This window comes from Synechococcus sp. CBW1006 (assembly GCF_015840525.1).
Classification (GTDB): Bacteria; Cyanobacteriota; Cyanobacteriia; order PCC-6307; family Cyanobiaceae; genus CBW1002.
Genome location: NZ_CP060396.1, coordinates 188,016 through 210,546 on the forward strand (window position 1 = coordinate 188,016; position 22,531 = coordinate 210,546).

The following is a 22,531-nucleotide window of genomic DNA, read 5'->3' on the forward strand; positions in this document are numbered from 1 at the left end:
CCCTCGCGAGGATCCCCCATGCGTCTGTTCAAGATCACAGCCTGCATCCCCTGCCCCGAAAAGGCACGCAGTCAAAGGGAACTGCAGAACACCTACTTCACCAAGTGGGTGCCCTTCGAGAGCTGGTTCGCTGAACAGCAGCGAATCATGAAGCAGGGGGGCAAGATTCTGAAGGTCGAACTGGCCACCGGTCGTCGTCAGCAGAACGTCGGCAACTGAACACCAGGACCGGCACCATCCCTTTCACTCAGCCTCAGCCCGGCCAATGCCGGGCTTTTTTCATGGTCCAGGAACGGCTTTGATGGACAGATCTGTAGTCATGCTCTCGACAAACCGGGGGGTGGCCCGGCTGAATGGGGATCCTGCATCGCTGAAACGTTGACCGGTTCCCGTTCCAGAGCATCCCGCCGCAGCAGCGGCGAGGGTGGCAGTGGCGGCAGCTCCCTTCCAAGTGCTGCCGCCACTCGGATCGGCCCACGCGGGTTGCTCCCCCTGCCATGGTCCCAGTGGCCAGCGGAAGCGCGTCTGGTGCTTGGTTTGGTGGCCCTCTGGAGTCTGGTGGGAGTGTTGGTGCTCACCTCGGCCAGCTGGTGGGTTGCAGAACGGGAAATGGGAGACGGCGCCTTCTATGTCAAACGCCAGGTGATCTGGATGGTGGCCAGCTGGGGGCTTCTGTACCTCGGCATCTGCACCAACCTGCGCCGCTGGCTGCGACTGGCCGCTCCGGCCCTGCTGATCGGTGGTCTGCTGATCGCCGCCACGCTGGTCGTGGGCAGCACGGTGAACGGGGCCAGCCGCTGGCTGGTGATCGGGCCTCTCCAGATTCAGCCCTCGGAACTGGTCAAACCCTTCGTGGTGCTCCAGGGCGCCGCCCTTTTCTCGCACTGGCGCCGCATCGGGGCCGATCAGAAGCTGCTCTGGATCGGAGTCTTCGGAGTCCTGATCCTCCTGATCCTCAAGCAGCCCAACCTCAGCACCGCTGCCCTGCTGGGCCTGCTGCTCTGGTTGATCGCCCTGGCAGGTGGCCTTTCGCTGCAGCTGCTGGTCGGTGCCGCTGCTGCAGGAGGCCTGGTGGGCACCGCCAGCATCCTGGTGAACGAGTACCAACGGCTTCGCGTCACCTCCTTCCTGGATCCCTGGAAAGATGCCCAGGGCGATGGGTATCAGCTGGTGCAAAGCCTGATGGCGATCGGCTCAGGCGGGGTGCTGGGCGAGGGCTACGGTCTCTCCACCCAGAAGCTGCAGTACCTGCCGATTCAATCCACTGATTTCATCTTCGCGGTATTCGCCGAGGAATTCGGCTATGTGGGATCAGTGGTCTTGCTGCTGTTTCTGCTGCTGTTCGGTTTCGTGGGGCTCCGCGTTGCCCTGAGCTGCCGCAGCAACCAGCAACGGCTGGTGGCGATCGGTTGCACCACCCTGCTGGTGGGCCAGTCGATTCTCAACATCGCCGTGGCCAGCGGCGCCATGCCCACCACCGGTCTGCCGCTGCCGATGATCAGCTACGGCGGCAACTCGCTGCTCTCCAGCCTGCTGGTGGCGGGCCTGCTGATCCGCTGTTCCCTGGAAAGCAGCGGCCTTGAAGCCCCGCGTCGCAGGCGGCGGGAGCGTCAACCTGCCCCGATAGGCTGAGATCAAGATCCGTAGCCGAGGCGGGGCAGCCCCGCCCTTTCCACCCGTATGACCAGCCTCGGGCTGACTCTGGCCGACTGGGCTCGTGCCAGTGAAGATCTGCTCAGCCACTCCCTCGAGCAGCCCGGGCCCTTTACCCTTGCCCTTGTCTTCGGAGCGGGCCTGCTGACCAGCCTGGGGCCCTGCTCGCTGTCGTTGCTGCCGGTCACCCTCGCCTACCTGGCAGGGTTCGGTGCGCCATCGGCCAACCCGCTGGCCCGGCCAGCTCTGCCGGTTCTGCGCAGCGTCAGCTTTGCCAGCGGCATCGTGGCGGCCCTCGTGTTGCTGGGCCTGGCCAGCGGTCTGCTGGGCCGTCTCTACGGCCAGTTGCCCAGTCAGCTGCCCCTGTTGGTGGCGGTGGTGGCCCTGGTGATGGGCCTGAATCTTCTTGGACTGGTGAAGCTGCCGATGCCGGCCGGGCCTGATCCGGATCGCTGGCGCCGTCGTGTGCCGGCTCCGCTGGCCCCCCTGGCTGCCGGCCTCGCCTTTGGCCTGGCTGCCACCCCCTGCACCACGCCCGTGCTGGCGGTGCTGCTCACCTGGATGGCCCAGAGCGGCCGTCCCCTGGCCGGCATGCTCATGCTTACCTGCTTCGGAGCCGGACAGGTGCTGCCGCTGCTCCTGGCGGGCACCGCCGCGGCCAGCCTGCCGGGCCTGCTGCGGCTGCGGCGCATCGGTCAGTGGATTCCGACGATCAGCGGCGTGCTGCTGATCACCATCGGCGGTCTCACCCTGCTGAACCACCTCTGATGACCAGCAGCTCCGCCACCTCCTCGGGTCCGACCCGAACCCTGCAACGCCTGATCGCTGCACTGGCCGATCTGCGGCTGGCGATCGCCCTGCTGGTGGTGATCGCCATCGCCAGCGGCATCGGCACCGCCATCCCACAACAGGAAAGCGCCGAGCTGTATCACCGGATCTACGACAACCAGCCCTGGCTGGGGCTGCTGGACGGCGACGGCGTCCTGCGCCTGCAGCTCGATCACGTGTATTCCAGCAGCTGGTTCCTCGCCTTGCTGGCCTGGCTGGGCCTGGCCCTTCTGTTGTGCAGCTGGCGGCGCCAATGGCCGGCCCTGCAGGCGGCCCTGCGCTGGATCGATTACCGCTCGCCCCGGCAGCTGAGCAAGCTCAGCCTGGCGGAAACCGTGAGCCTGGCCCAGCCGCAGCAAGGCCTTGATCGCCTGGCCGATCTACTTGCCCAGCAAGGCTGGCAACTGCAACGTCATCCAGACCGCCTGGCGGCCCGCAAGGGGATCCTGGGACGGATCGGCCCCCTTCTGGTGCATGCGGGCATGGTGGTGCTGATGGTGGGCGCCGCCTGGGGCTCCCTGGGGGGGCACCGGCAGGAACAGTTCCTCGCACCGGGAAGGGAACTGGAACTGCTCGACAGCCGAGGCCGCAGCCAGCTCACCCTCGCCCTGGATCGCTTCGCGATCGAGCGCGATCCAGCCGGCCGCCCGGAGCAGTTCCGCTCTCAACTGCGCCTGCTCAACCCCGCCGATCCAACCACCGGCGAGCCCAGTGTCAAGAAGGCCGAGATCAGCGTCAACCATCCGCTGCGCTACCGCGGCATCACCCTGTATCAGGCCGACTGGGCCCTGGCCGCCATCACCGTGCAGCTAGGCCGCAGCCCTCTGCTGCAACTGCCGCTGCAGAGCTTCCCGCAACTGGGTGAACAGATCTGGGGCCTGGTGCTGCCCACCCGTCCGGATGGATCAGAGCCGGTGCTGCTCAGCCTCAGCAGCGAGGACGGACCGGTGCAGGTGTTCGGGCCCGACGGCCAGAGCCTGGCCCAGCTGGTGCCCGGTGGCCCCGCTCAGGAGGTGAAGGGACTGCCGGTCCGCGTGGTCAGCGTGTTGCCGGCCAGCGGCATCCTTCTGAAACGAGACCCTGGTGTGCCGCTCGTCTACACGGGCTTCGCCATTGCCCTGGCCGGCGGCGCTGCCAGCCTGATCGCCACCCGGCAGCTTTGGGCCATCGCGGAATCCTCAGAATCGGCAGACAGCATCGAAAGCTCAAACGGGCTCAGCAGCGACCGTCCAGGCCGTCTGCACGTGGCCGGACTTTGCAACCGAAACCTCACGGCCTTCTCTCAGGAGCTGCCGTCCCTGCTGGCCCAGCTGGACCTGGAGAGGTCCACCGGCGCTCAGCAGGCCTGACGGGTGCCATGGGACACCCGCACCACGGTGTGGACATTGCCTCGGGGGTTGAAATCGGCCAGGAGCTCCATCCAGACCGGCTCGGCCGCAGCCACAAGGTCGTCGAGGATGCGGTTGGCCACCTCCTCGTGGGAAATGGCGCGATCGCGGTAAGCGTTCACGTAGAGCTTCAGGGCCTTGAGTTCCAACACCCGGGGGCCGGGCTGGTAGAGCAACCGCAGCACGGCGAAATCGGGATAACCGGAAAAGGGGCAAGTGCAGGTGAACTCCGGCAGCTCGATCGAGACCTCATAGGCCCGCCCCGGGCGAGGATTTTCAAAGCAGATCAGCTCAGCCTCGGCAATCGCCCGCTCGCCGTAGCGAGGGGTACGTGTCTGATTTTCAGGGGAGGGGGTTGCGGCACTGCCGGCAGCAGAGCCACTGGCGATCGCATTGGACGAGGCGGCGGTCACGGGGCTCAGGCGGAGAAAGACAGACTCCTTCACTGGGCCTGTCAGGGGTTTCGGATGATACCGATGCGACCCGCCCGGTCGCGACCCGCCCGAGGCCACGCCCCAGGTCACGCCCGTAGCCGTTGCTACGACGAACCCACCAAAGCTCGGGTCTGATGGACAGGTTTCCTCCTCTCCGGGGCCTTTCCTGAGAGACTTCAAACAGCCCCAAGCAGCTTCCATGAAAAAAGTCGAGGCCATCATTCGTCCCTTCAAGCTTGAGGACGTCAAGATCGCCCTGGTCAATGCCGGCATCGTCGGCATGACGGTGAGTGAAGTCAGGGGTTTCGGCCGGCAGAAGGGTCAGGTGGAGCGTTACCGCGGCTCTGAGTTCACAGTGGAGTTTCTGCAGAAGCTCAAACTTGAAATCGTGGTGGATGACGGCCAGGTGGACACCGTGGTGACGGCGATCCAGGATGCGGCTCGTACCGGCGAGATCGGCGACGGCAAGATCTTCGTGAGCACGATCGATTCTGTGATCCGCATCCGCACCGGCGAGCGGGACAGCGGCGCCATCTGATCCCCTGGGACCAGCACAGCCGCTGGGCAACAAGCTCAAGTCAGCCCTTCAGCCATCTGAAGGGCTTTTTCGTTTTCTTTCCTCGCGAGAGTTCCAGCCTCTGCGGGGATCCGACCGCATCCCATCGTGGCGGATTCATCGGACGCGCCAAATGGCTTCGGTCCGCCAGGAGACCTTCATCCGCACCGGCCAAGGCAAGGCTCCTTGAGGTTTCGGACCCCTCCTTCAGGTTGTGGAGAGAGTGGCTGACACCACCTGCTCCAAGGCCGTTCGACGCTCCTGCTCGGTGCCCGCCAGCAGAGCTGCGGGATCAGAGCTCCCGCCATTGGCCACAGGGGCTCCGCACAGCCATAACAAATATTCATGATTACCAGCCGGTCCGGTGATCGGCGAAGCCACCAAGCCAAGAGGACGCAGGCCCTCCCGAGCAGCCGCGGTGATCACCCGATCAATGGCGTCGGCATGGGCTAAGGCATCACGCACCACCCCACCCTTGCCAACCCGTTCACGGCCAACCTCAAATTGCGGTTTGACGAGCACCACAAGTTCAGACGTGGGGCTCAGGAGACGACCCAATGCCGGCAACACCAGCGAAAGCGAGATGAAGGAGACATCCGCCACCGCCAGATCCGGCCAGGGATCCTCTGGTGCATACAGCTGCTCGGGATGGAGGTGGCGCAGATTGGTGCGCTCCTTGAGCACCACCCTTGGATCTGTGCGCAGGCTCCAAGCCGTCTGGCCATAGCCAACGTCCACGCCGTACACCCGTGCGGCTCCGTGCTGGAGAAGGCAATCGGTAAATCCACCGGTGGAGATGCCCCCATCAAGACAGACACGCCCAGCCACACGGATCGGGAAGTTTTCCAGGGCAGCCGCGAGCTTCTCGCCGCCACGGGACACATAGCGTGGAGGCTGCTCCACTTCCAGAGCGCGATCCAGTGCAACCGGCAGACCAGGCTTGTCCAGGATCTGGCCACCGCTGCGAACCCGTCCGGCACGAATAAGCTGCTGCGCCTGCTGGCGTGTAGCAGCAAGGCCCCGTTGGACAAGCTCCTGATCCAGCCTCTGCTTACCTGCCATGGATCGCGACCAATTTCGATAACGCCAGGCAGCTTCGTTGGAGGAATACGCCCTCTTCAAGCATACGACCTCAACTGCTTGACACACTCAAAGACCGGCACGACAATCCGTCCCATTTCAATAGCGCACCCTGAATTCAAGAATTCAGGAATTCCTTCCCAGGTCAACTACGACAAGAGCAACCGCGCGTTGCATCCAATCCTTTCCAAGAGATCTTAACGCCTCCTTCCACTCCTTACGCCCATGCCATCGACAGATTAGCATGATTAACACGAAAGAAAGGTGAAGACGACCTTGCAGCCTCTGTGAATTCGCCTGCCCATGCAAGCCAACTTCTCCGATCAATCTTTCACCCATGCATGGCCAGGAAGACACAGCCAGCTCCATGGATGGCAATGAATCAGGCCTGTAGCAATCTTCAAGATTTCACCGACACTCAACTCCTGGATGAAAATTCTATTTCACAACCATTCCAGGAGCATTGTCGTGATTATCCTCCACTGACCCGTTTCGACATTTCATCAAAAGCGCAGGCATGGCGGCCATTATCTTCACATTTGCCCGTCTGCCATTCCACATGATCCTCAGAGAGAATTTTTTGCATGCCGTGGTGATGAATCTGCCGCCTGGTAAGACGAGCATTGACCAAAGCGGCGACAGAGGCACAACCAGATTCTCCAACACTCCAGGAACCGTAGCCGCACTGGCAGCAGTAAAGAACCGAATACCATCGTCCTCGAAGATCGGGTCAACCTTGGCAAGTCAGGCAACTCCATCCCTGAAGCAAAGCATCACTCTGGTGAGAACGTCCCTGTTCCACGACATCGTGAACGGCATCCGCGGGACTTTTCACCACACCTTCCCCCTTCTTGATTACCCATAAGCCTCCGCAAGCCTGAGATCCCGCTCCGTGCAAGGCATGCAGCAGCAGACTGCATTGGCGATGCGCTCGGTCATCTCAGCCATGGCAAAGCGCCGATTGAAGCGGAAGCAGAAGCCGCCCAGGTAGCGCTTGGCGTACTTGTCAAAGTTGAAGGCATGGAAGGTGCCGTTGAAGCTGGTCTTTAGGTTGCCCAGCAGGGTGTTGATCCAGCGGAACTGCGGCAGGTCGCTGGGGTGCTTGCCGGTGGTGACATTCGCCTTGTGGTGGCAGTTGGCCGTTGTCACGGCGCGGAAGCAGGCCAGGCCATCGGAGAGTACATCGCTACCGGGAGTCAGATTATTCAAGGACCAGTTAGCGATCGCCTCTGAACTGAAGCTATTCACCGGCGCGATCTTTGCGTGGATCGGATGGCCGGACTCGTTCAACGAGACGGCTGCCACGATCGGAATCTTGTTTTCTGATCCGCGACCCACCTTGCCGCCAGTGCGTTCTCCGCCGAGGTAGGCATCATCTATCTGAATCTTTCCCCGCAGCAGATACTCCTCCTCCCGTTCGCTCATCGCCCGCAGGATCTTGTTGTGAAGCAGCCAGGCGGTGTCGTAGTTGACGCCCAGGTGACGACTCAATTCCAGCGAGGAGATCCCGTTCTTGGCCTGGCCGATCAGATAAAAGGCCAGGAACCAGTTTGTCAGAGGGAGCTTGGTGGCCTGCAGGATCGTGCCGGCCGTGAGTGTTGTCTGATGGCCGCAGTTGCGGCATTGGTAGCGCTTGAGTCGTCGGCCGTAAACCAGGCCATGCTCATGCCCATTGCAGCGAGGGCACCGGAACCCATCCGGCCAGCGAGCCTTCTCCAGAGCAGCCTCACATTGCTCCTCTGTGCCGTAGAGCCGCTGGAACTCAGGCAGAGACAGGCCCTTCTGGAACTGGATGCCGTTGCGCGCCATGGCCAGAACAGTATCTGTGTACCACTCTAGTCGGGACAAATGGCCTGCACGGAGCGAGCTGGGTAATCAAGTCCCCCTTTGAAACCTCTGGATGTTCCATGTCATCGCTGCCGAAAAACCCTCGTGATTCTTGCTCACAGCCAGCCAATGAAGGGCATCATCGGCTGGCTGTCGCCCGCTTCGCCATAGATTGGGCCAGTCGTCGCCACGCGCTGGCCCTTGATCGAGCGTTACACCCTGCCCGCCATGGGCCAGATCTGGAGTGAAGAGGCGAAATTCCAGAGCTGGCTGGATGTGGAGATCGCCGCTACTGAAGCCAATCATCGCCTCGGTCGCGTTCCTGCCGAAGCCCTCGCCACCATCAAAGCCAGAGCTCGCTTTGAGGTGCCCCGCATCCTCGAAATCGAGGCGGAGGTGCGTCACGATGTGATCGCCTTTCTCACCAACGTGAACGAGCACGTGGGGGATGCCGGCCGCTACATCCATGTGGGGATGACCAGCTCCGATGTGCTCGACACCGGCCTGGCCCTGCAGCTCAAGGCCTCTGCTCAGCTGCTGCGTCAGGAGCTGGATGCTCTGGCCTGCGCCCTTCGGGCTCTGGCCCAGGAGCACAAAGACACCGTGATGATCGGCCGCTCCCACGCCATTCATGGCGAGCCGATCAGCTTCGGCTTCAAGGTGGCGGGCTGGCTGGCGGAGGTGGTACGCAACCAGGAGCGGCTCGAACGTCTCGAGCAAGTGGTGAGCGTGGGCCAGATCAGCGGCGCCATGGGGACCTACGCCAACACAGATCCCCAGGTGGAAGCGATCACCTGCGAGATCCTCGGCCTGGTGCCCGACACGGCCAGCACCCAGGTGATCGGCCGCGACCGCCACGCCGAATACGTCCAAACCCTAGCCCTGGTTGGAGCGGCCCTGGAGCGCTTCTCCACCGAGATCCGCAACCTGCAGCGCACGGATGTGCTGGAGGTGGAGGAGAACTTCGCCAAGGGCCAGAAGGGCAGTTCTGCCATGCCCCACAAGCGCAACCCGATCCGCAGCGAGCGCATCTCCGGCCTGGCCCGCGTGCTGCGCAGCTACGTGGTGGCCGCCCTGGAGAACTGCGCCCTCTGGCATGAGCGCGACATCAGCCACAGCTCGGTGGAGCGCATGATGCTGCCCGATTGCTCGGTCACCCTGCACTTCATGCTGCGGGAAATGACCGACGTCGTGAAGGGTCTGGGGGTCTACCCGCAGAACATGGCCCGCAACATGAACGTCTACGGCGGCGTGGTGTTCAGCCAGCGGGTGCTGCTGGCCCTGGTGGCCTCAGGGCTGAGCCGCGAAGAGGCCTACCGGATCGTGCAGCGCAACGCTCACACCGCCTGGAACACCGAAGGTGGCAATTTCCGCGCCAACCTCGAGGCCGATGCTGACGTGACAAGCCGCCTCAACGCGGAGCAGCTGGCCGCCTGCTTCGCCACCGACCTGCACCTGGCCAACCTGGGGGTGATCTGGGAGCGGCTGGGGATCTGAGGGCTGCAGCGATTGAGCACGCAGCTCCTCAGGCCTTCTGGCCTGAAGCCGGCAGCAGCGCCGGATCCTGGCCCGCCAGGGTTGGATTGGCCAGGTCCTTGACCGAGAGCTGCATCTCCACCCCTGGCGGCAGGTCGGGCCAGACAATGCCAACGGTGGGATCGTTCCAGGCGATCCCCTGTTCCGATGCCGGATGGTAATAATCCGAGCAGAGATAGCAGAAATCAGCCAGCTCACTGAGCACCAGGAAGCCATGGGCGAAGCCCGGCGGCACCCAGAGCTGCTGGTGGGTCACGTCGTCGAGCACCGCACCCACCCACTGGCCGAAAAAGGGGGAGCCGCGGCGCACATCCACCGCCACATCGAACACCGCCCCGCGGGAGCAGCGCACCAGCTTGCCCTGGGTCTGCACCAACTGGTAGTGGAGCCCGCGCAGCACCCCCTGGCGGCTGCGGCTCTGATTGTGCTGCACCAGCGGCGGAATTCCGGCCTGATCCAGCACGGTCTGGCGTGCCGTTTCCACAAAAAAGCCGCGGGCATCCCCGAAGACCTGCGGCTGCAGCAACAGCACCTCGGGGATGGACTGGGGAATGATCTGCATGACGGTGAAACGCAGCCGGGGTAGAGAAGAGAACCGAGACAGGAAAGAACAGAACTGCAATGCGTCCAGACAAGAACGGTCCAGGACAACAACGAATCCAGAGGGAGACAACATCAGGGAACCCCAGGGCTGGGGAATCCCGAAGCCTCAGGGCTCAGGCTCCCAGGGAGGCTCCGTACTGCGCTTCCAGGTAGCCGCTGTACTCCGGCGAGAGCAGCGGCTCCCACCAGCCACGGTTGGCCAGGTACCACTGCACCGTGCGCCGCAGGCCTTCCTGCACCGTCACCTGGGGCTCCCAACCCAGCGTGCGGCGAATGTGGGAAGAATCAATGGCGTAGCGACGGTCATGGCCGGGGCGATCCGCCACGAAGCGAATCAGCTCGCGGCAGGGCCGCACCGGCAGATCCGGCGCCAGCTCCTCCATCAGGTCGCAGAGGAGAGACACCAGATCGAGGTTGGCCACCTCGTTGTTGCCGCCGATGCAGTATGTGCTGCCAGGCTCGCCGGCCAGCAGCACCCGCTCCAGGGCCCGGCAGTGGTCGTGCACGTACAGCCAGTCGCGCACATTAGAGCCATCGCCATAGACCGGAATCGGCCGGCCGAGCAGGATGTTGATGAGCGTGAGCGGGATCAACTTCTCAGGAAAGTGATAAGGCCCGTAATTGTTGGAGCAGTTGCTGACCAGCACCGGCAGCCCGTAGGTGTGCTGCCAGGCCCGGGCCAGGTGATCGCTGGCGGCCTTGCTGGCGGCATAAGGCGAGCGGGGCGAATAAGCGGTGGATTCGCTGAAGGGAGGATCCTGCGGCTCAAGGCTGCCGAACACCTCATCAGTGCTCACATGCAGGAAGCGCCAGTGCTCGGGTGAGCCGTTGGCCAGCCAATGGGCCCGGAAGGCCTCCAGCAAGGTGAAGGTGCCGCCCACGTTGGTGCGCAGGAAGGCACCGGGGCCGCTGATCGAGCGGTCGACGTGGGATTCAGCCGCCAGATGGGCCACATGGCTGATGGCCTGCGCCTGGAGCACCTGGGCCACCAGCGCCGCATCGCCGATGTCGCCATGCACGAAGTGAACCCGGCCCGCATCGATCAATGGCGCAATCGTGGCGCGGTTGCCGGCGTAGGTGAGGGCATCAAGCACCACCAGTCGATCCTGCGGGTGGGCGACGGCCCAGTGATGCACCAGGTTGCCGGCAATGAAGCCGGCACCGCCGGTGATCAGCAGATGGCGGGTCATGGGGAAGACAACAACACAGAAGCTTTGCGGTCGAGACAAAGGGTGGTGGCAGTGCCATCCAGCGGACCTGGTGCGGCAGGGAGCCTCATCGCAGCCAGGTCATCGCAAGCCCCCTCATCGCCAGGCCTTCAGGCAATGCCGCAGATCCTCGTGCCAGTTCGGCAGGGGAAGACCAAAGGTCGCCTCGAAGCGGGAGCCATCCAGCCGTGAGTTCGCCGGTCGGGCCGCTGGGGTTGGATAGGCACTCGACGGGATGGCACTGAGGGCGGGGGCGCGCTCCAGCAGGCCGAGGTCCACCGCCTCCGCGAAGATCGCCGCAGCAAAATCGTGCCAGCTCACGGCGTGTTGGCCGGCGTAGTGATAAGTGCCCCAGGGCAGCCCTGTGGCGATGGCTGGCTCGGCCAGGTGCAGCAGGGTGCGGGCGATCGCTTCGGCACTGGTGGGGCCACCGATCTGGTCATCCACCACAGACAGGGCCGGACGATCCCTACCCAGCCGCAGCATCGTGCGAACGAAACTGGAGCCCTGGATGCCGAACACCCAGCTCACCCGCAGCAGCAGGTGGGGACCACCGGCCGCCCGTAGCGCCTCCTCCCCGGCCAGCTTGGTTGCGCCATACACCCCCAGGGGGCCGGTCGGATCATCTTCCCGCCAGGGCGACTCACCACAGCCGTTGAACACATAATCGGTGGAGAGGTGCATCAGGGGTAGATCCCGCGCCGCACAGGCCTGGGCCAGCACACCCACACCAACGGTATTCACCGCGTGGGCGAGCTCGGGCTCGCTTTCGGCCCGATCCACCGCCGTGTAGGCGGCGGCATTGATCACCAGGGCAGGCGCCAGCTGATCGAGCATCGCTTCCAGCTGCAGGGCCAGTTCGTCCGAAGGAGCCGCCAGATCGATCGCAGGCCGCCCTCCCGCCACCAGGGAGCGATCGGGCAGCAACACCGGTGCCAGGGCCTGCAGGGCGCTTGCCACCTGGCCGCTGCGACCGATGAGCAGCACCGGGGCCGAAGAGAACGAGGTCGTTCGAGAAGAGCTGGCAGGAACAGGAGTGCTCATGCGCAGCGCTCCGCCAGGAGGCCTTCGAGATAGGCGCCATAGCCGCTTTTGTGGAGCGGTGCCGCCAGCTGTGCCATCTGGTCATCACTGATCCAGCCCTGCCGCCAGGCCACTTCTTCGGGGCAGCCGATCTTGAGGCCCTGGCGTTTTTCGAGGGTGCGGATGTAGCTGCCCGCCTCATGCAGGGAATCACAGGTACCGGTGTCCAGCCAGGCCATGCCGCGGCCCAGCAGTTCCACCTGCAACTGCCCCCGCTCCAGATACAACCGGTTCAGGTCGGTGATCTCCAGCTCACCACGCGCCGACGGCCTCACCTGATGGGCCAGCTCCACCACCTGGGCGTCATAGAAATACAGACCGGTCACGGCGTAGTTGGAGGCTGGCACCGCCGGCTTTTCCTCCAGGGAGGTGACACGGCGCTGGGCATCGAACCCCACAACGCCGTAGCGCTCCGGATCCGCCACCCGATAGGCGAACACCGAGGCACCATCACCTCGAGACGCTGCAGTCTGCAGGGAAATCGAGAGATCGTGCCCATAGAACAGGTTGTCGCCCAGAACCAGGGCCGCCGGATGCCCGTCCAGAAAGGTCTCCCCGATCAGGAAGGCCTGGGCCAGGCCATCGGGGCTGGGCTGCTCGGCGTAGGAGAAGCGCACACCCCAGCGGCAACCATCGCCGAGCAGATCCTGGAAGCGAGGCAGATCATGCGGGGTGGAGATGATCAAAATGTCCTGGATGCCCGCCAGCATCAAGGTGGTGAGCGGGTAATAAATCATCGGCTTGTCGTAAACCGGCAATAGCTGCTTGCTCACCGCCTGGGTGATCGGATGCAGGCGTGTGCCACTGCCACCGGCCAGGATGATGCCGCGGCGACCAGAGGACTTGAACGAACCTGACAAGAATTCACGAGTGCTGGCGATACTTTCCCACAGGCGTGTGGTCGATCCCTGGCCTCCTGATCCACCAGGATGGATTCTGAGCCAGTGAGCTGGGATTCATCTGAAGGGTGTCGTCTAGGCAGGGTCTGGATAGCCCAGGAATATGCTTGAACCAAGGATTGAGAGTCGTGTCCCAGTCTTGACGGCAGTTTCTCGGCAGGCGGTTGTCCAGAGGATCCCTAGAGGGTAGGGCTGTCCCCAGGAGCCACAACCACAGCCTCACTTGCTACCGCCGACCCAGATCCAGATCCCGCCGGGGCGGCAGCCTGTTCCACCAGATCCTCGATTTCGCAGACGGGGAAGCGGTTGATCGCCTGCAGGGCACGGCGGGAGTTGCGGCGCAGCTGCTCGCTGATCGCCTCGCAATAGGGAATCTGGGCGAGCAGATCCACCGTGCGGCGCAGGATGCGCACCACGTCGCCTTCATCGAGGGAGGTGCTGGCGATCACATCGGTCCAGCTGGCCCCTCGGGCCCAGGCCTCCACCAATCCCGTGAGTTCGGGCTCCCACCAGACCGGCACCACCACCTTGCCGCGCTCCTGCTGGCGCTGCAGCTCCCGCCGCAGGCCGCGCAGGTCGTGCAGGGCTTCCTCCACCGCCGGTGGCGGAGGGAAGGCGCACCAGAGATCGGGGCGATTCACCTCCGTGGAGATCGCCTCAAGCACTGCGGCCAGCTCGGCGGGGTCGAGCCCATCGAGATGGCCACTCATCAGAGCGAGCCCCAACCAGAGCTCGTTGTCGCCCCGCAGGGCCGCCACGGTGCGGCCCACTTCCGTGGGCTCCAGCCCCTCCGCTCCATCCAGCCCCCCGAAGAAGCGCAGGATGTCGATCAGGGCCAGGAACGTATCCCAGTGGCGGTTGGAGCGGTGATGCAGCAGCGTCTGGCGCTCCTCGATCTCCACCGCGAGCTCCTCCATGCGGCGATGGTGCTGCTTGAGCCGCTTGCGGTCGCCCCAGCGATGGGCCGGATGCAGCTCCAGCTCCTGCTCGAGCTGCTGCACCAGCCGCGCCTGCTCCTGCACCTCACCGGCCAGGTCGAACTGGGGGGTGCTCATGTCGTGGCGACGGGCCATCGAAGCCACCGCCAGGGCCAGACCACCGCTGGCCTGGTCGCCATGGCGCAATTCACCCTGATGCTGCAGCTCCGGTGGATCCAGCTGGCTCACCTGCAGGCAGCTGAGCTCGGCATGCAGGCTCACCACGGCATTGCAGGGGAGCAGCAGCCACTGGTTCTCATCGGTGAGGCAGAGCAGCAGGGGGAACTGGCCGGGTCCGGGCACCTTCCGCACGATCACCGCCGGTGTGACCCGACCCCGCAACTGGGGTGCCCGCAGGCTCACCAGGGTGCCCTCGCTGGAGAACTGCAGCGCCAGGGTGAGTTCGTGCACCAGGGTCTCCTCGGCCTGGTGCTGCAGGATCCGCAGCAGGCGGCGCTCCTCGCGCAGGCGGCCGCGCTGCTTCTCATAGTCTTCGAAGTCGTCCCAGGGCACATCGCCGCTGCCGGCCTCCAGGGAGGCGAGCTGGGCCCCCAGTTCGGCAATGCGGGCCTCGTCGTCCGCCAGGTCGAGGGTGGCCAGATACCGCCCGAAACTGCGTTCCACCAGCTCCCGCGCCTTGGCCAGGTCGTAGCGCTGCAGCAGGTTGAGCACCATGCCGTAGCTGGGGGTGAACTGGCTCACCAGCGGATCGGCCGGGCTGGTGGCCAGAGCCCCCGCTTCCCGCACCCCCTCGAAGCGGCTCTGCACCGTCACCACATAGCCCTGCACATCGAGGCCGCGCCGGCCCGCCCGGCCTGCCATCTGCAGGAACTCGCTGCCCATCAGCGGGCGGTGGCCCCGCTCGGTGCGCTTGGACAGCGAGGAGATCACCGTGGTGCGGGCCGGCATGTTGATGCCCGCCGCCAGGGTTTCGGTGGCAAACACCACCTTGATCAGGCCCTGCTGAAACAGATCCTCGATCAGCTCCTTCCAGGCCGGCAGCACACCGGCGTGGTGGGAGGCGATGCCCCGCAGCAGCGGTTCGTCGTGCCCCTCGCGCACCGCCTCCGGCGTAGCGGCCACGTAAGCCTCAAGGCGCACCGCAATCCGCGCCTGTTCCTCAGGGGTGACCAGGCAGAGCCTGCCCATGTCGCGCACGCCCTTGTCGCAGCCGCGCCGGCTGAAGATGAAGTAGATCGCCGGCAGCATGTCCCGCTCAGCCATCTGGGCCACCACGAACGCCAGAGGCGGCGCCTCGGGCTGGGGTGGCCGCGGCGGCTTGGGACCCTTGCGGCGGGTGGTCTTGGGAGGCCGCCAGACCTTGCAGTTGGGGTGCAGTCCCGTGCCTTCGTCGTTGAGCAAGGGGTGGAGACCCTTGGCGCTGCAGAAGCTGAAGGCCAGCGGCACCGGCCGGAAGTCGCTGTGCACCAGGCGGGTGGGGCCGTGCACCCGCTCGATCCAGTCGGTGAGCTGGCCGGCATTGGCCACCGTGGCGGAGAGCGCCACCAGCTGGATCGGCGGCGGGCAGTGGATGATCGATTCCTCCCAGACGGTGCCGCGCTGGGAATCATTCATGTAGTGGCACTCATCCAGCACCACCGCCTCGACATCCGCCAGGGGGTCGTCGTCGGGATGGTCGATCTCCGCGTAGAGCATGTTGCGGAAAATCTCGGTGGTCATCACGACGATCTGGGCCTCGCGGTTGAGGCTCAGATCGCCGGTGAGCAGACCCACCTTCTCCGCCCCGAACTGATGGCGGAAATCACGCAGTTTCTGATTGGAGAGGGCCTTGAGCGGCGTGGTGTAAAAGACCTTCTGGCCATGGGCCAGGGCGCGGTGGATGGCGTACTCACCCACCAGGGTCTTGCCAGAACCGGTAGGGGCACTCACCACCACCGAATGCCCCTGATTCAGCGCATCAATCGCCTCGAGCTGGAAGGGATCGAGCGAAAAGGGAAACAGTTGGTCCAGCGCGGGCACTGTCGGAGAGTGACCAGCCTGAGAAAGACCATCCTGGGAGGGACCAGCCTGGGGCGAATCAGCGCGTTGGCCGGGGCTTGGCATGGGCGGATCCTAGGGGCGGGCTGGCCCGGATCCGCTGCGGGAACGCCACCAGGCGGCCAGCAGGCTGCCCAGCACCGCGTGCACCACAGCCGAGATCGCACCGGGCAGGGCCGTGAGTGGGCTGGTGAAGGCCGAGCGGGCCAGCACCACCGCCAGGCCCGAGTTCTGCATCCCCACCTCGATGCTCACGGTGCGGCGCACCGCCAGGCCCGCGCCCCAGCTGCCATAGCCCGCCAGGGCAGGAATCCAGTAGCCCAGCAGGAAGCCGCCGCCATGGAGCAGCAGCGCCGCCAGCAGCAGCAGCGGCCCCTGGGCCAGCAGGTTGTCGCGCTGGCTCCCCACCACGCTGGCCACGATCAGCACGATCGCCACCACCGCCACCGGCGGCATGAGCGGCTCCACCCGCCGTGCCGCCCGGGGCGTCCAGCGTTTCAAGGCCACCCCGAGGGCCACCGGCAGCAGCACCACCTGCAGCACATCCAGCAGCAGCTTCCAGCCATCCACCGGCACGTAGCGGCCTGCCAGCAGGCTGGTCAACAGCGGGGTGAGCCCCACCGCCAGCAGGGTGCTGAGGGTCGTCATCACCACTGAGAGCGCCACATCCCCGCGCCCGATCAGCGTCACCACATTGCTGGCGGTGCCGCCCGGGCAGCAGCCCACCAGGATCAGGCCCACCGCCAGGGCAGGCTCCAGCCGCAGCCCCCAGGCCACCAGCGCCGCCAGAGACGGCATCACCAGGTACTGGGAGAGCACCCCCAGGCCCGCCGCTGCCGGCCGGGCCAGCACCCGCCGGAAATCCGCGAGCTGCAGCCCCAGCCCCATGCCCAGCATGATCACCGCCAGGGCCCAGACGATCGCCGGCCCCTTCAGCCAGGTGAACAGCTGCGGAAACGGCAGCGACAGCAGCGCCGCCGCCAGGGTCCAGACGGGAAAGAGCAGGGTGAACCGTTCCAGCAGCCTCAGGTGCGGCGGCAGGGCGGCGGGCGGCACAGCAGGTTGCGGCGGGGCTGCTTGAGGCGGTGGGGCCATCGACGGCAGATCAATCTTGCCGCCCATCCTGCTCAGCGGAACTGGAAGCACCAGTGCAAGACCCCTCATCAGTACAGGGGACAACGGGCGACAGCCTGGCGCTGCTTAGGGTGGGTGGATGCGGCAGCCAGTGCCGGTGCACGAGCCGATCAGCACAGCCCCCCACTGGCGTGAGCAGCTGATCGCCAGCCTGGCCGCCCTGCCGACCGAACGCCACCGCCGGATCCGCACCTTCCGGCCCGGCGGCAGCGCCGCCTCCTTGCAAGACGCGCACGCGAACGGCACCCCCCTGCTCGATCTGGCCAGCAACGATTACCTGGGCCTGGCGCGCCATCCGGCCCTGGCCCGGGCCGCAACGGCCTGCCTGAACGAGGAAGGCCTCGGTGCCGGCTCCTCACGGCTGGTCTGCGGCAGCCGGCCCATTCACGAAGCCCTGGAGCGGGCCCTGGCCCACTGGCTCGGCCGGGAACGGGTGCTGCTCTTTCCAAGCGGCTTCCAGGCCAATCTCGCCGCGGTGACAGCCCTGGCGGATCGCCACAGCCTGGTGCTGGCCGATCGGCTGATTCACCACTCCCTGCTGGTGGGCGTGCAGGCCAGCGGTGCCCGGCTGCAGCGCTTCCGCCACAACGATCTCCGCGACCTTGACAGGCGTCTGTTGGCGGCGCGCCAGGCCGATCCGGGGCGGCGTCTGCTGGTGCTGAGCGAAAGCCTGTTCAGCATGGAGGGCACCAGCCCGCCAGTGGAGGCCCTGGCACGGCTGTGCGGGCGCCACGGGGCCCTGCTGCTGCTGGATGAGGCCCATGCCCTGGGGGTGCTGGGACAGGGGGGGCGCGGCCTGGCCTGGGGACTACCCGCTGTGACCCTGGTGAGCGGCACCTTCGGCAAGGCCTTCGGTGGGGGCGGTGCCTTCCTCGCCAGCGATGAGCTGGTGGGCGACTGGCTGCTGCAGCGCAGTGGCGGATTCCGTTACACCACAGCCCTGGCACCGCCCCTGGCGGCGGGGGCGCTCGCCGCGCTGGAACTCCTGAAGAACCGGGAAGCCTCTGGCCAGGAGGCCGGCCCGGCGCTGCTGGAGCGGGCCCGGCGTTGGCGCGATGGCCTTGCGGCTGCAGGCTGGCCCAGGCCCGCCGGCCACGGCCCGATCCTGGCGCTGCTGGTGGGAGACGACCAGGGAGCGCTCGACCTCCAGGCCCGCCTTGAAGCCGCCGGCCTGCTGAGCGTGGCGATCCGCCCGCCCACGGTGCCGGAAGGCCAGGCCCGGCTGCGCCTGGTGCTGCGCGAGGATCTGCCGTCGGGCAGCCTGCGTCGCCTGCTGGCGGCCCTCGGTTCACCGCCTGCGCCATGACCCTCCAGGTGATCGCCATGCACGGCTGGGGCGGCGACAGCCGGGCCTGGGAACCCTGGCGGCAGCTGGCGGAGCAGCGGGGCTGGCAATGGCAGAGCGGCGAACGGGGCTACGGCTCCCTACCGCCACTGCAACCCACCTGGATCACAAGCGGCGCGGCCGCGGCCGGGCCCCGCGTGCTGATCGGCCACTCCCTCGGCCCCCACCTGGTGCCGGCGACCGTGCTGGCAGCCGCCGATCTGGTGGTGCTGCTGGCCAGTTTCGGGTGCTTCGTGCCGGAGGGCCGCGATCGCCGGCGGCTGCAGCGGGGGCTGGCCGGTATGGCGGCGCCGCTGCAGGCCCACCTGACCAGTGGCAAGGAGAGCAGCGAGCGTGCCGTTCAGAGCATGCTCGCGGCCTTTCTGCAGCAAGCGGCCGATCCTGCTGATGCAGCCCTGCTGCCCCCCGGACCGGAAAGCGACCCGATCACCCCCGCGGGCTGCCGGCGCCTGCTCGATGACCTGGAACGACTGGAACACTGCGACGGCCTGCCGACCGGATTTCCCGCTGCGGCCCAGGTGCTGATCGTGGAGGCGGAGGCCGATCGGATCGTGGTGCCCGCCGCCCGGACCCTGCTGTGCGACGCCCTTCCCACAGCCGCGGTGGAGGTACTGCCCGGCGCCGGCCACAGCCTGCTGCAGACCAACGTGGTGCCGTTGGTGTTCAGCTGGCTGGAGACCAGGCAGTGCCCGTGGGGCCAGGCAGGGGGGAGCGGTGCATCGGCTTCGGAGCCGGTACCGGCTGGGTCTGCCGAATGACGGATGCCGCGGCCTTCGGCACGACAGCGGCGACGCGATTCGGCTCGCAGGTGCGGCAGCGATTCGCCGGTGGAGCCAGCGACTACGACCAGGCGGCCCATCTGCAGCGCGCGGTGGCTTGGCGGCTGGCACACCACTGCCGCGAGCTGCCGCTGCCGCCAGGCCCCAGAGCAGACCTCGGCGCCGGCACCGGGCTGCTCAGCCGGGCCCTGCTGGAGCAATGGCCCTCGTCTTACGGCTCGCCCCGGCTGCAGCAGATCGATCTCTGCCCCGAACTGCTGGCCCGCAACCCACTGGCCAACGGCCAGGAGCAGCGGGGCTGGGATCTGGAGCGCGGGCTGCCAGCGGAGGTAGAGCCGGCGGCCCTGCTGGTCTCCAGCTTCGCGCTGCAGTGGCTGGAGCACCCGGCGAAGCAGCTGGAAAGCTGGTGCCACAGCCTCGTGCCAGACGGCTGGCTGGCCCTGGCGGTGCCCACCAGCGGCAGCTTTCCCCAATGGCGCGTCGCCGCCGCCGCCGCCGCCGTGCCCTGCACGGCCCTGATCCTGCCGAACGCAGCGGAGCTGTTCGCCGCGACCGAGCGTGGCGGACTGGTGCTGCGGCACTCCCAGGTGCTCCACTTTCAGCGGCCGTGCGTCGACGGGCGCGAGGCCCTGGGACGGATGCGCACCCTTGGCGCCGGAGCCAGCCGCAGCGCGCCACTGTCCCCGGTGCAGCTGCGACGGCTGCTGCGCCACTGGAAGCAACCCGGTCTCACTTGGGAGGTGTTGCTGCTGCTCGGCTCTCGCCCCACTGCCGGGGGCAGCTGACGAGAGCAGCTGACGGGGGGCGCTGAGCAGAATCACGCGTGCTGCTGCGGTTCTGCACGCAGTGACGCTGTCTTCGTCAACACGATGCCCGCCATCCACCGCCACGACCCATCCAGCACCGACCCAGGCACGGCCAGCGAAACAGCGAGCTACGACGCCGAAGAGAACCGCAGTGGCCTGGTGATCTGCGGCACCGACACCGACGTGGGCAAGACGGTGGTGAGTGCCCTCGTGGTGCAGGGCCTGGGGGCCCGCTACTGGAAACCGGTGCAGAGCGGCCTGGACGGCGAGGGGGATCGGGGCCGGGTGCAGGATCTGCTGCATCTGCCCCCGGAACGGCTTCTGCCCGAGGCCTACCGGCTGCAGGCACCGGTCTCACCCCATTGGGCCGCCGAGCGACAGGGCCTCACGATCGACCCCGAGCGGCTCAGGTTGCCCGCCGGCGCGGGAGCCCTGGTCGTGGAAACCGCCGGTGGTCTGCTGGTGCCGCTGCGCCGCGACTGGCTGCAGATCGAGCAGGTTCAACGCTGGGGGCTGCCGGTGCTGCTGGTGGCCCGCAGCGGCCTGGGCACCCTCAACCACACTCTGCTCTCGCTCGAAGCCCTGCGGGCCAGGCGGATCCCGGTGCTGGGGCTGGTGCTGAACGGCCCCCTCCATCCCGACAACCCCCGCACCCTCGAAGAACTGGGAGGTGTGCCGGTACTGGCGGAGCTGCCGCCGCTCGACCCTCTGGAGGCCAGCGGCCTGCAACGACAGTGGCAGCGTTCCGAGCTGCCCCGTAAGCTGGCCCAATGGGCAAGAAACACCTCTTGATCAGCGGTGCCGTCGCCGTTCTTTGCGGAGCCATCCTGGTGCTCTTCACCGACATTGAAGTGCGGACTGTCCGCTGGTTCAGTTGCGGACCCCTTAGCACCAGCGGAGAAAAAAGTTCTGAAGTCTGCCGCTGATCCCACGGGTCCCTCCCGCTTCCAGGCAGACATCCGCATCCAGCGGTCGAGGATCCCAGTCAGCCATGACATCAGGGAATGAGGAGGACCACCATTCGGTTGTGCTTGGAATTCCTGGCAGCACAGCCGCACCATGCCGATCCGGATGAACGGAACCCAACTCCCTGAGTGTCTGGATCCGGTGGCCTCTCCTGGCTCTTCCTGGCATCCCAATCTCTGGCATCCCACCACTCAGGTGGCCACGGCCGAGCCACCGCTGCGGGTGGTTGCCGGCAAAGGCGTCTGGCTGGAACTGGAGGATGGTCGTCGCCTGATCGACGCGATCAGCAGCTGGTGGGTGACCCTGCACGGTCACGCCGAACCGCGCATCGCCGCGGCGATCGCCACCCAGGCCGTCACCCTCGAGCAGGTGATCTTCGCCAATTTCCGCCACCCCCCGGCCGAACGGCTGGCCGAGCGGCTCAGCGCCGTCACGGGGCTGGACCGCCTCTTCTTCTCAGACAACGGCTCCACCGCCGTGGAGGTGGCCCTCAAGATCGCCTGGCAGTGGTGGCACAACCGCGGTGAGCAGCGCTCCCAGCTGATCGCCTTCAGCGGGGCCTACCACGGCGACACCTTCGGGGCCATGGCGGTGGGGGAACGCTCCGCCTTCTCAGCAGCGTTCGAGCCGTTGCTGTTCCACGTAGCCCGCGCCCCCTGGCCCGCCACCTGGTGGGCTGACGCCACGGTGGAGGCCCGCGAGCAGGAGGCCCTGCAGCAGCTCGACAGCCTGCTGGAAACCCCGACCGCCGCCGTGATTCTCGAGCCGCTGGTGCAGGGGGCCAGCGGCATGGCGATGGTGCGGCCGGCCTTCCTGCAAGCCGTGGAACAGCGAGTGCGGCAGGCCGGCGCCCTGTTGATCGCCGATGAGGTGCTCACCGGCTTCGGCCGCTGCGGGGCCCTGTTCGCCAGCCAGCGGGCCGGCATCCAGCCCGACCTGATGGCCCTCTCCAAGGGCCTCACCGGTGGCTTCCTGCCGATGGGGGTGACCATGGCCCGCGAAGGGCTGTTCGAGGGATTCGTGGGGAATCAGCCGGAGCTCACCTTCTTCCATGGCCACAGCTTCACCGGCAATCCGCTCGGCTGCGTCGCCGCCCTGGCCAGCCTCGATCTGCTGGAGGAGAACCCCGATCGCTACCGGGGAATCGAAGAACGCCACCGCCCCCATCTGGAACGGCTGGCGGCCCATCAGCAGGTGAAGCGGCCCCGACTTCTGGGCGGCATCGCTGCCTTCGATCTGGGGGCCGAACCGGCGAGTTATTTCAATCCGGCCGGCAAGGAGCTGGCACGGCGAGTGCGGGAGCACGGGGTGTTTCTGCGGCCCCTGGGTTCCGTGGTGTATCTGATGCCGCCCCTGTGCATGGAGGCGGCGGAACTGGACGCGTGCTACGCCGCCATCGCCACTGCGCTCGACGAGGGCTGAGCCTGCGGG

20 protein-coding genes are annotated in these 22,531 nt (G+C 66.3%); 11 read left to right on the forward strand and 9 right to left on the reverse strand.

From position 1 onward, the window contains the following. Positions 1-18 precede the first annotated feature (18 nt). The 4 genes from H8F26_RS00960 to H8F26_RS00975 all read left to right on the forward strand — a co-directional run bounded on the left by H8F26_RS00960 (position 19) and on the right by H8F26_RS00975 (position 3,830). The gene (locus H8F26_RS00960) at positions 19-219 is read left to right on the forward strand and encodes a phycobilisome linker polypeptide (protein ID WP_197156848.1); all 201 of its coding nucleotides are present in this window, start codon (positions 19-21) and stop codon (positions 217-219) included. Between the two features lie 249 nt (positions 220-468). Beyond that, complete coding sequence (locus H8F26_RS00965; protein ID WP_231605678.1) at positions 469-1,632, forward strand: FtsW/RodA/SpoVE family cell cycle protein; 1,164 nt, start codon at positions 469-471, stop codon at positions 1,630-1,632. Between the two features lie 48 nt (positions 1,633-1,680). Next, on the forward strand, positions 1,681-2,421 hold the full coding sequence (locus tag H8F26_RS00970) for a cytochrome c biogenesis CcdA family protein (protein ID WP_197156850.1): 741 nt from the start codon (positions 1,681-1,683) through the stop codon (positions 2,419-2,421). After that, positions 2,421-3,830, forward strand: coding sequence for a cytochrome c biogenesis protein ResB (locus H8F26_RS00975; protein ID WP_197156851.1), 1,410 nt, complete (start codon positions 2,421-2,423; stop codon positions 3,828-3,830). Before H8F26_RS00970 ends, H8F26_RS00975 begins: the two co-directional genes overlap by 1 nt. Here the strand turns inward: H8F26_RS00975 and queF are convergent. After that, positions 3,818-4,258 (reverse strand): preQ(1) synthase, encoded by a 441-nt coding sequence (queF, locus tag H8F26_RS00980; protein WP_197158888.1) that lies wholly within the window; start codon positions 4,256-4,258, stop codon positions 3,818-3,820. The two genes, H8F26_RS00975 and queF, sit on opposite strands and share 13 nt — an antisense overlap. Positions 4,259-4,502: 244 nt before the next feature. Between queF and H8F26_RS00985 the strand changes: the two genes are divergently transcribed. Further along, positions 4,503-4,841, forward strand: coding sequence for a P-II family nitrogen regulator (locus H8F26_RS00985; RefSeq protein WP_197156852.1), 339 nt, complete (start codon positions 4,503-4,505; stop codon positions 4,839-4,841). Positions 4,842-5,066: 225 nt separating this feature from the next. Here H8F26_RS00985 and H8F26_RS00990 read toward each other — a convergent pair whose 3' ends face one another. Further along, positions 5,067-5,921, reverse strand: coding sequence for a TlyA family RNA methyltransferase (locus H8F26_RS00990; RefSeq protein WP_197156853.1), 855 nt, complete (start codon positions 5,919-5,921; stop codon positions 5,067-5,069). A gap of 873 nt (positions 5,922-6,794) precedes the next feature. Continuing rightward, positions 6,795-7,748, reverse strand: a complete 954-nt coding sequence (locus tag H8F26_RS01000) for an IS1595 family transposase (protein ID WP_197156855.1) — start codon at positions 7,746-7,748, stop codon at positions 6,795-6,797. A 219-nt stretch (positions 7,749-7,967) separates the two neighbouring features. On the opposite strand from H8F26_RS01000, the gene purB reads away from it, so the two are divergent. Continuing rightward, entirely contained in the window at positions 7,968-9,263 is a 1,296-nt protein-coding gene (gene purB / locus H8F26_RS01005) for an adenylosuccinate lyase (RefSeq protein WP_197156856.1), read from the forward strand. 28 nt (positions 9,264-9,291) lie between these two features. On the opposite strand, the gene rfbC is transcribed toward purB, so the two are convergent. The 6 genes from rfbC to H8F26_RS01035 all read right to left on the reverse strand — a co-directional run bounded on the left by rfbC (position 9,292) and on the right by H8F26_RS01035 (position 17,234). Further along, on the reverse strand, positions 9,292-9,864 hold the full coding sequence (gene rfbC, locus H8F26_RS01010) for a dTDP-4-dehydrorhamnose 3,5-epimerase (protein WP_197156857.1): 573 nt from the start codon (positions 9,862-9,864) through the stop codon (positions 9,292-9,294). Between the two features lie 154 nt (positions 9,865-10,018). Beyond that, positions 10,019-11,095, reverse strand: a complete 1,077-nt coding sequence (gene rfbB / locus H8F26_RS01015; protein ID WP_197156859.1) for a dTDP-glucose 4,6-dehydratase — start codon at positions 11,093-11,095, stop codon at positions 10,019-10,021. Positions 11,096-11,209: 114 nt separating this feature from the next. Beyond that, a complete protein-coding gene (gene rfbD / locus H8F26_RS01020; RefSeq protein ID WP_231605390.1) occupies positions 11,210-12,100 on the reverse strand; it encodes a dTDP-4-dehydrorhamnose reductase in 891 nt (296 codons plus the stop codon). Between the two features lie 53 nt (positions 12,101-12,153). Further along, entirely contained in the window at positions 12,154-13,056 is a 903-nt protein-coding gene (gene rfbA / locus H8F26_RS01025) for a glucose-1-phosphate thymidylyltransferase RfbA (RefSeq protein WP_197156862.1), read from the reverse strand. Positions 13,057-13,274: 218 nt separating this feature from the next. Continuing rightward, entirely contained in the window at positions 13,275-16,136 is a 2,862-nt protein-coding gene (locus H8F26_RS01030; RefSeq protein WP_197156864.1) for an RNA helicase, read from the reverse strand. A 9-nt stretch (positions 16,137-16,145) separates the two neighbouring features. After that, complete coding sequence (locus H8F26_RS01035) at positions 16,146-17,234, reverse strand: bile acid:sodium symporter family protein (RefSeq protein WP_231605391.1); 1,089 nt, start codon at positions 17,232-17,234, stop codon at positions 16,146-16,148. 49 nt (positions 17,235-17,283) lie between these two features. On the opposite strand from H8F26_RS01035, the gene H8F26_RS01040 reads away from it, so the two are divergent. The 5 genes from H8F26_RS01040 (at position 17,284) to bioA (ending at position 22,522) form a co-directional block, all read left to right on the forward strand. Further along, on the forward strand, positions 17,284-18,510 hold the full coding sequence (locus tag H8F26_RS01040; RefSeq protein WP_197156866.1) for an aminotransferase class I/II-fold pyridoxal phosphate-dependent enzyme: 1,227 nt from the start codon (positions 17,284-17,286) through the stop codon (positions 18,508-18,510). Continuing rightward, positions 18,507-19,307 carry an alpha/beta fold hydrolase gene (locus H8F26_RS01045; protein ID WP_197156868.1) on the forward strand — a complete coding sequence of 267 codons (801 nt, stop codon included), beginning with the start codon at positions 18,507-18,509 and terminating at the stop codon, positions 19,305-19,307. The genes H8F26_RS01040 and H8F26_RS01045 overlap by 4 nt, the downstream gene beginning before the upstream one ends. Beyond that, the gene (locus H8F26_RS01050) at positions 19,304-20,113 is read left to right on the forward strand and encodes a methyltransferase domain-containing protein (protein WP_197156870.1); all 810 of its coding nucleotides are present in this window, start codon (positions 19,304-19,306) and stop codon (positions 20,111-20,113) included. Before H8F26_RS01045 ends, H8F26_RS01050 begins: the two co-directional genes overlap by 4 nt. Positions 20,114-20,197: 84 nt before the next feature. Then, positions 20,198-20,926, forward strand: coding sequence for a dethiobiotin synthase (bioD, locus tag H8F26_RS01055; RefSeq protein WP_197156872.1), 729 nt, complete (start codon positions 20,198-20,200; stop codon positions 20,924-20,926). Between the two features lie 279 nt (positions 20,927-21,205). Beyond that, the gene (gene bioA, locus H8F26_RS01060) at positions 21,206-22,522 is read left to right on the forward strand and encodes an adenosylmethionine--8-amino-7-oxononanoate transaminase (protein ID WP_197158890.1); all 1,317 of its coding nucleotides are present in this window, start codon (positions 21,206-21,208) and stop codon (positions 22,520-22,522) included. Positions 22,523-22,531: the final 9 nt, after the last annotated feature.

Coding starts and splice junctions, on each gene's coding strand:
- H8F26_RS00960 (WP_197156848.1), top strand. CDS start 19: ATGCGTCTGTTCAAGATCACAGCCTGCATCCCCTGCCCCGAAAAGGCA.
- H8F26_RS00970 (WP_197156850.1), top strand. CDS start 1,681: ATGACCAGCCTCGGGCTGACTCTGGCCGACTGGGCTCGTGCCAGTGAA.
- H8F26_RS00975 (WP_197156851.1), top strand. CDS start 2,421: ATGACCAGCAGCTCCGCCACCTCCTCGGGTCCGACCCGAACCCTGCAA.
- H8F26_RS00985 (WP_197156852.1), top strand. CDS start 4,503: ATGAAAAAAGTCGAGGCCATCATTCGTCCCTTCAAGCTTGAGGACGTC.
- H8F26_RS00990 (WP_197156853.1), bottom strand. CDS start 5,921: ATGGCAGGTAAGCAGAGGCTGGATCAGGAGCTTGTCCAACGGGGCCTT.
- H8F26_RS01000 (WP_197156855.1), bottom strand. CDS start 7,748: ATGGCGCGCAACGGCATCCAGTTCCAGAAGGGCCTGTCTCTGCCTGAG.
- rfbC (WP_197156857.1), bottom strand. CDS start 9,864: ATGCAGATCATTCCCCAGTCCATCCCCGAGGTGCTGTTGCTGCAGCCG.
- rfbB (WP_197156859.1), bottom strand. CDS start 11,095: ATGACCCGCCATCTGCTGATCACCGGCGGTGCCGGCTTCATTGCCGGC.
- H8F26_RS01030 (WP_197156864.1), bottom strand. CDS start 16,136: ATGCCAAGCCCCGGCCAACGCGCTGATTCGCCCCAGGCTGGTCCCTCC.
- H8F26_RS01035 (WP_231605391.1), bottom strand. CDS start 17,234: ATGAGGGGTCTTGCACTGGTGCTTCCAGTTCCGCTGAGCAGGATGGGC.
- H8F26_RS01040 (WP_197156866.1), top strand. CDS start 17,284: ATGCGGCAGCCAGTGCCGGTGCACGAGCCGATCAGCACAGCCCCCCAC.
- H8F26_RS01045 (WP_197156868.1), top strand. CDS start 18,507: ATGACCCTCCAGGTGATCGCCATGCACGGCTGGGGCGGCGACAGCCGG.
- H8F26_RS01050 (WP_197156870.1), top strand. CDS start 19,304: ATGACGGATGCCGCGGCCTTCGGCACGACAGCGGCGACGCGATTCGGC.
- bioD (WP_197156872.1), top strand. CDS start 20,198: ATGCCCGCCATCCACCGCCACGACCCATCCAGCACCGACCCAGGCACG.
- bioA (WP_197158890.1), top strand. CDS start 21,206: ATGAACGGAACCCAACTCCCTGAGTGTCTGGATCCGGTGGCCTCTCCT.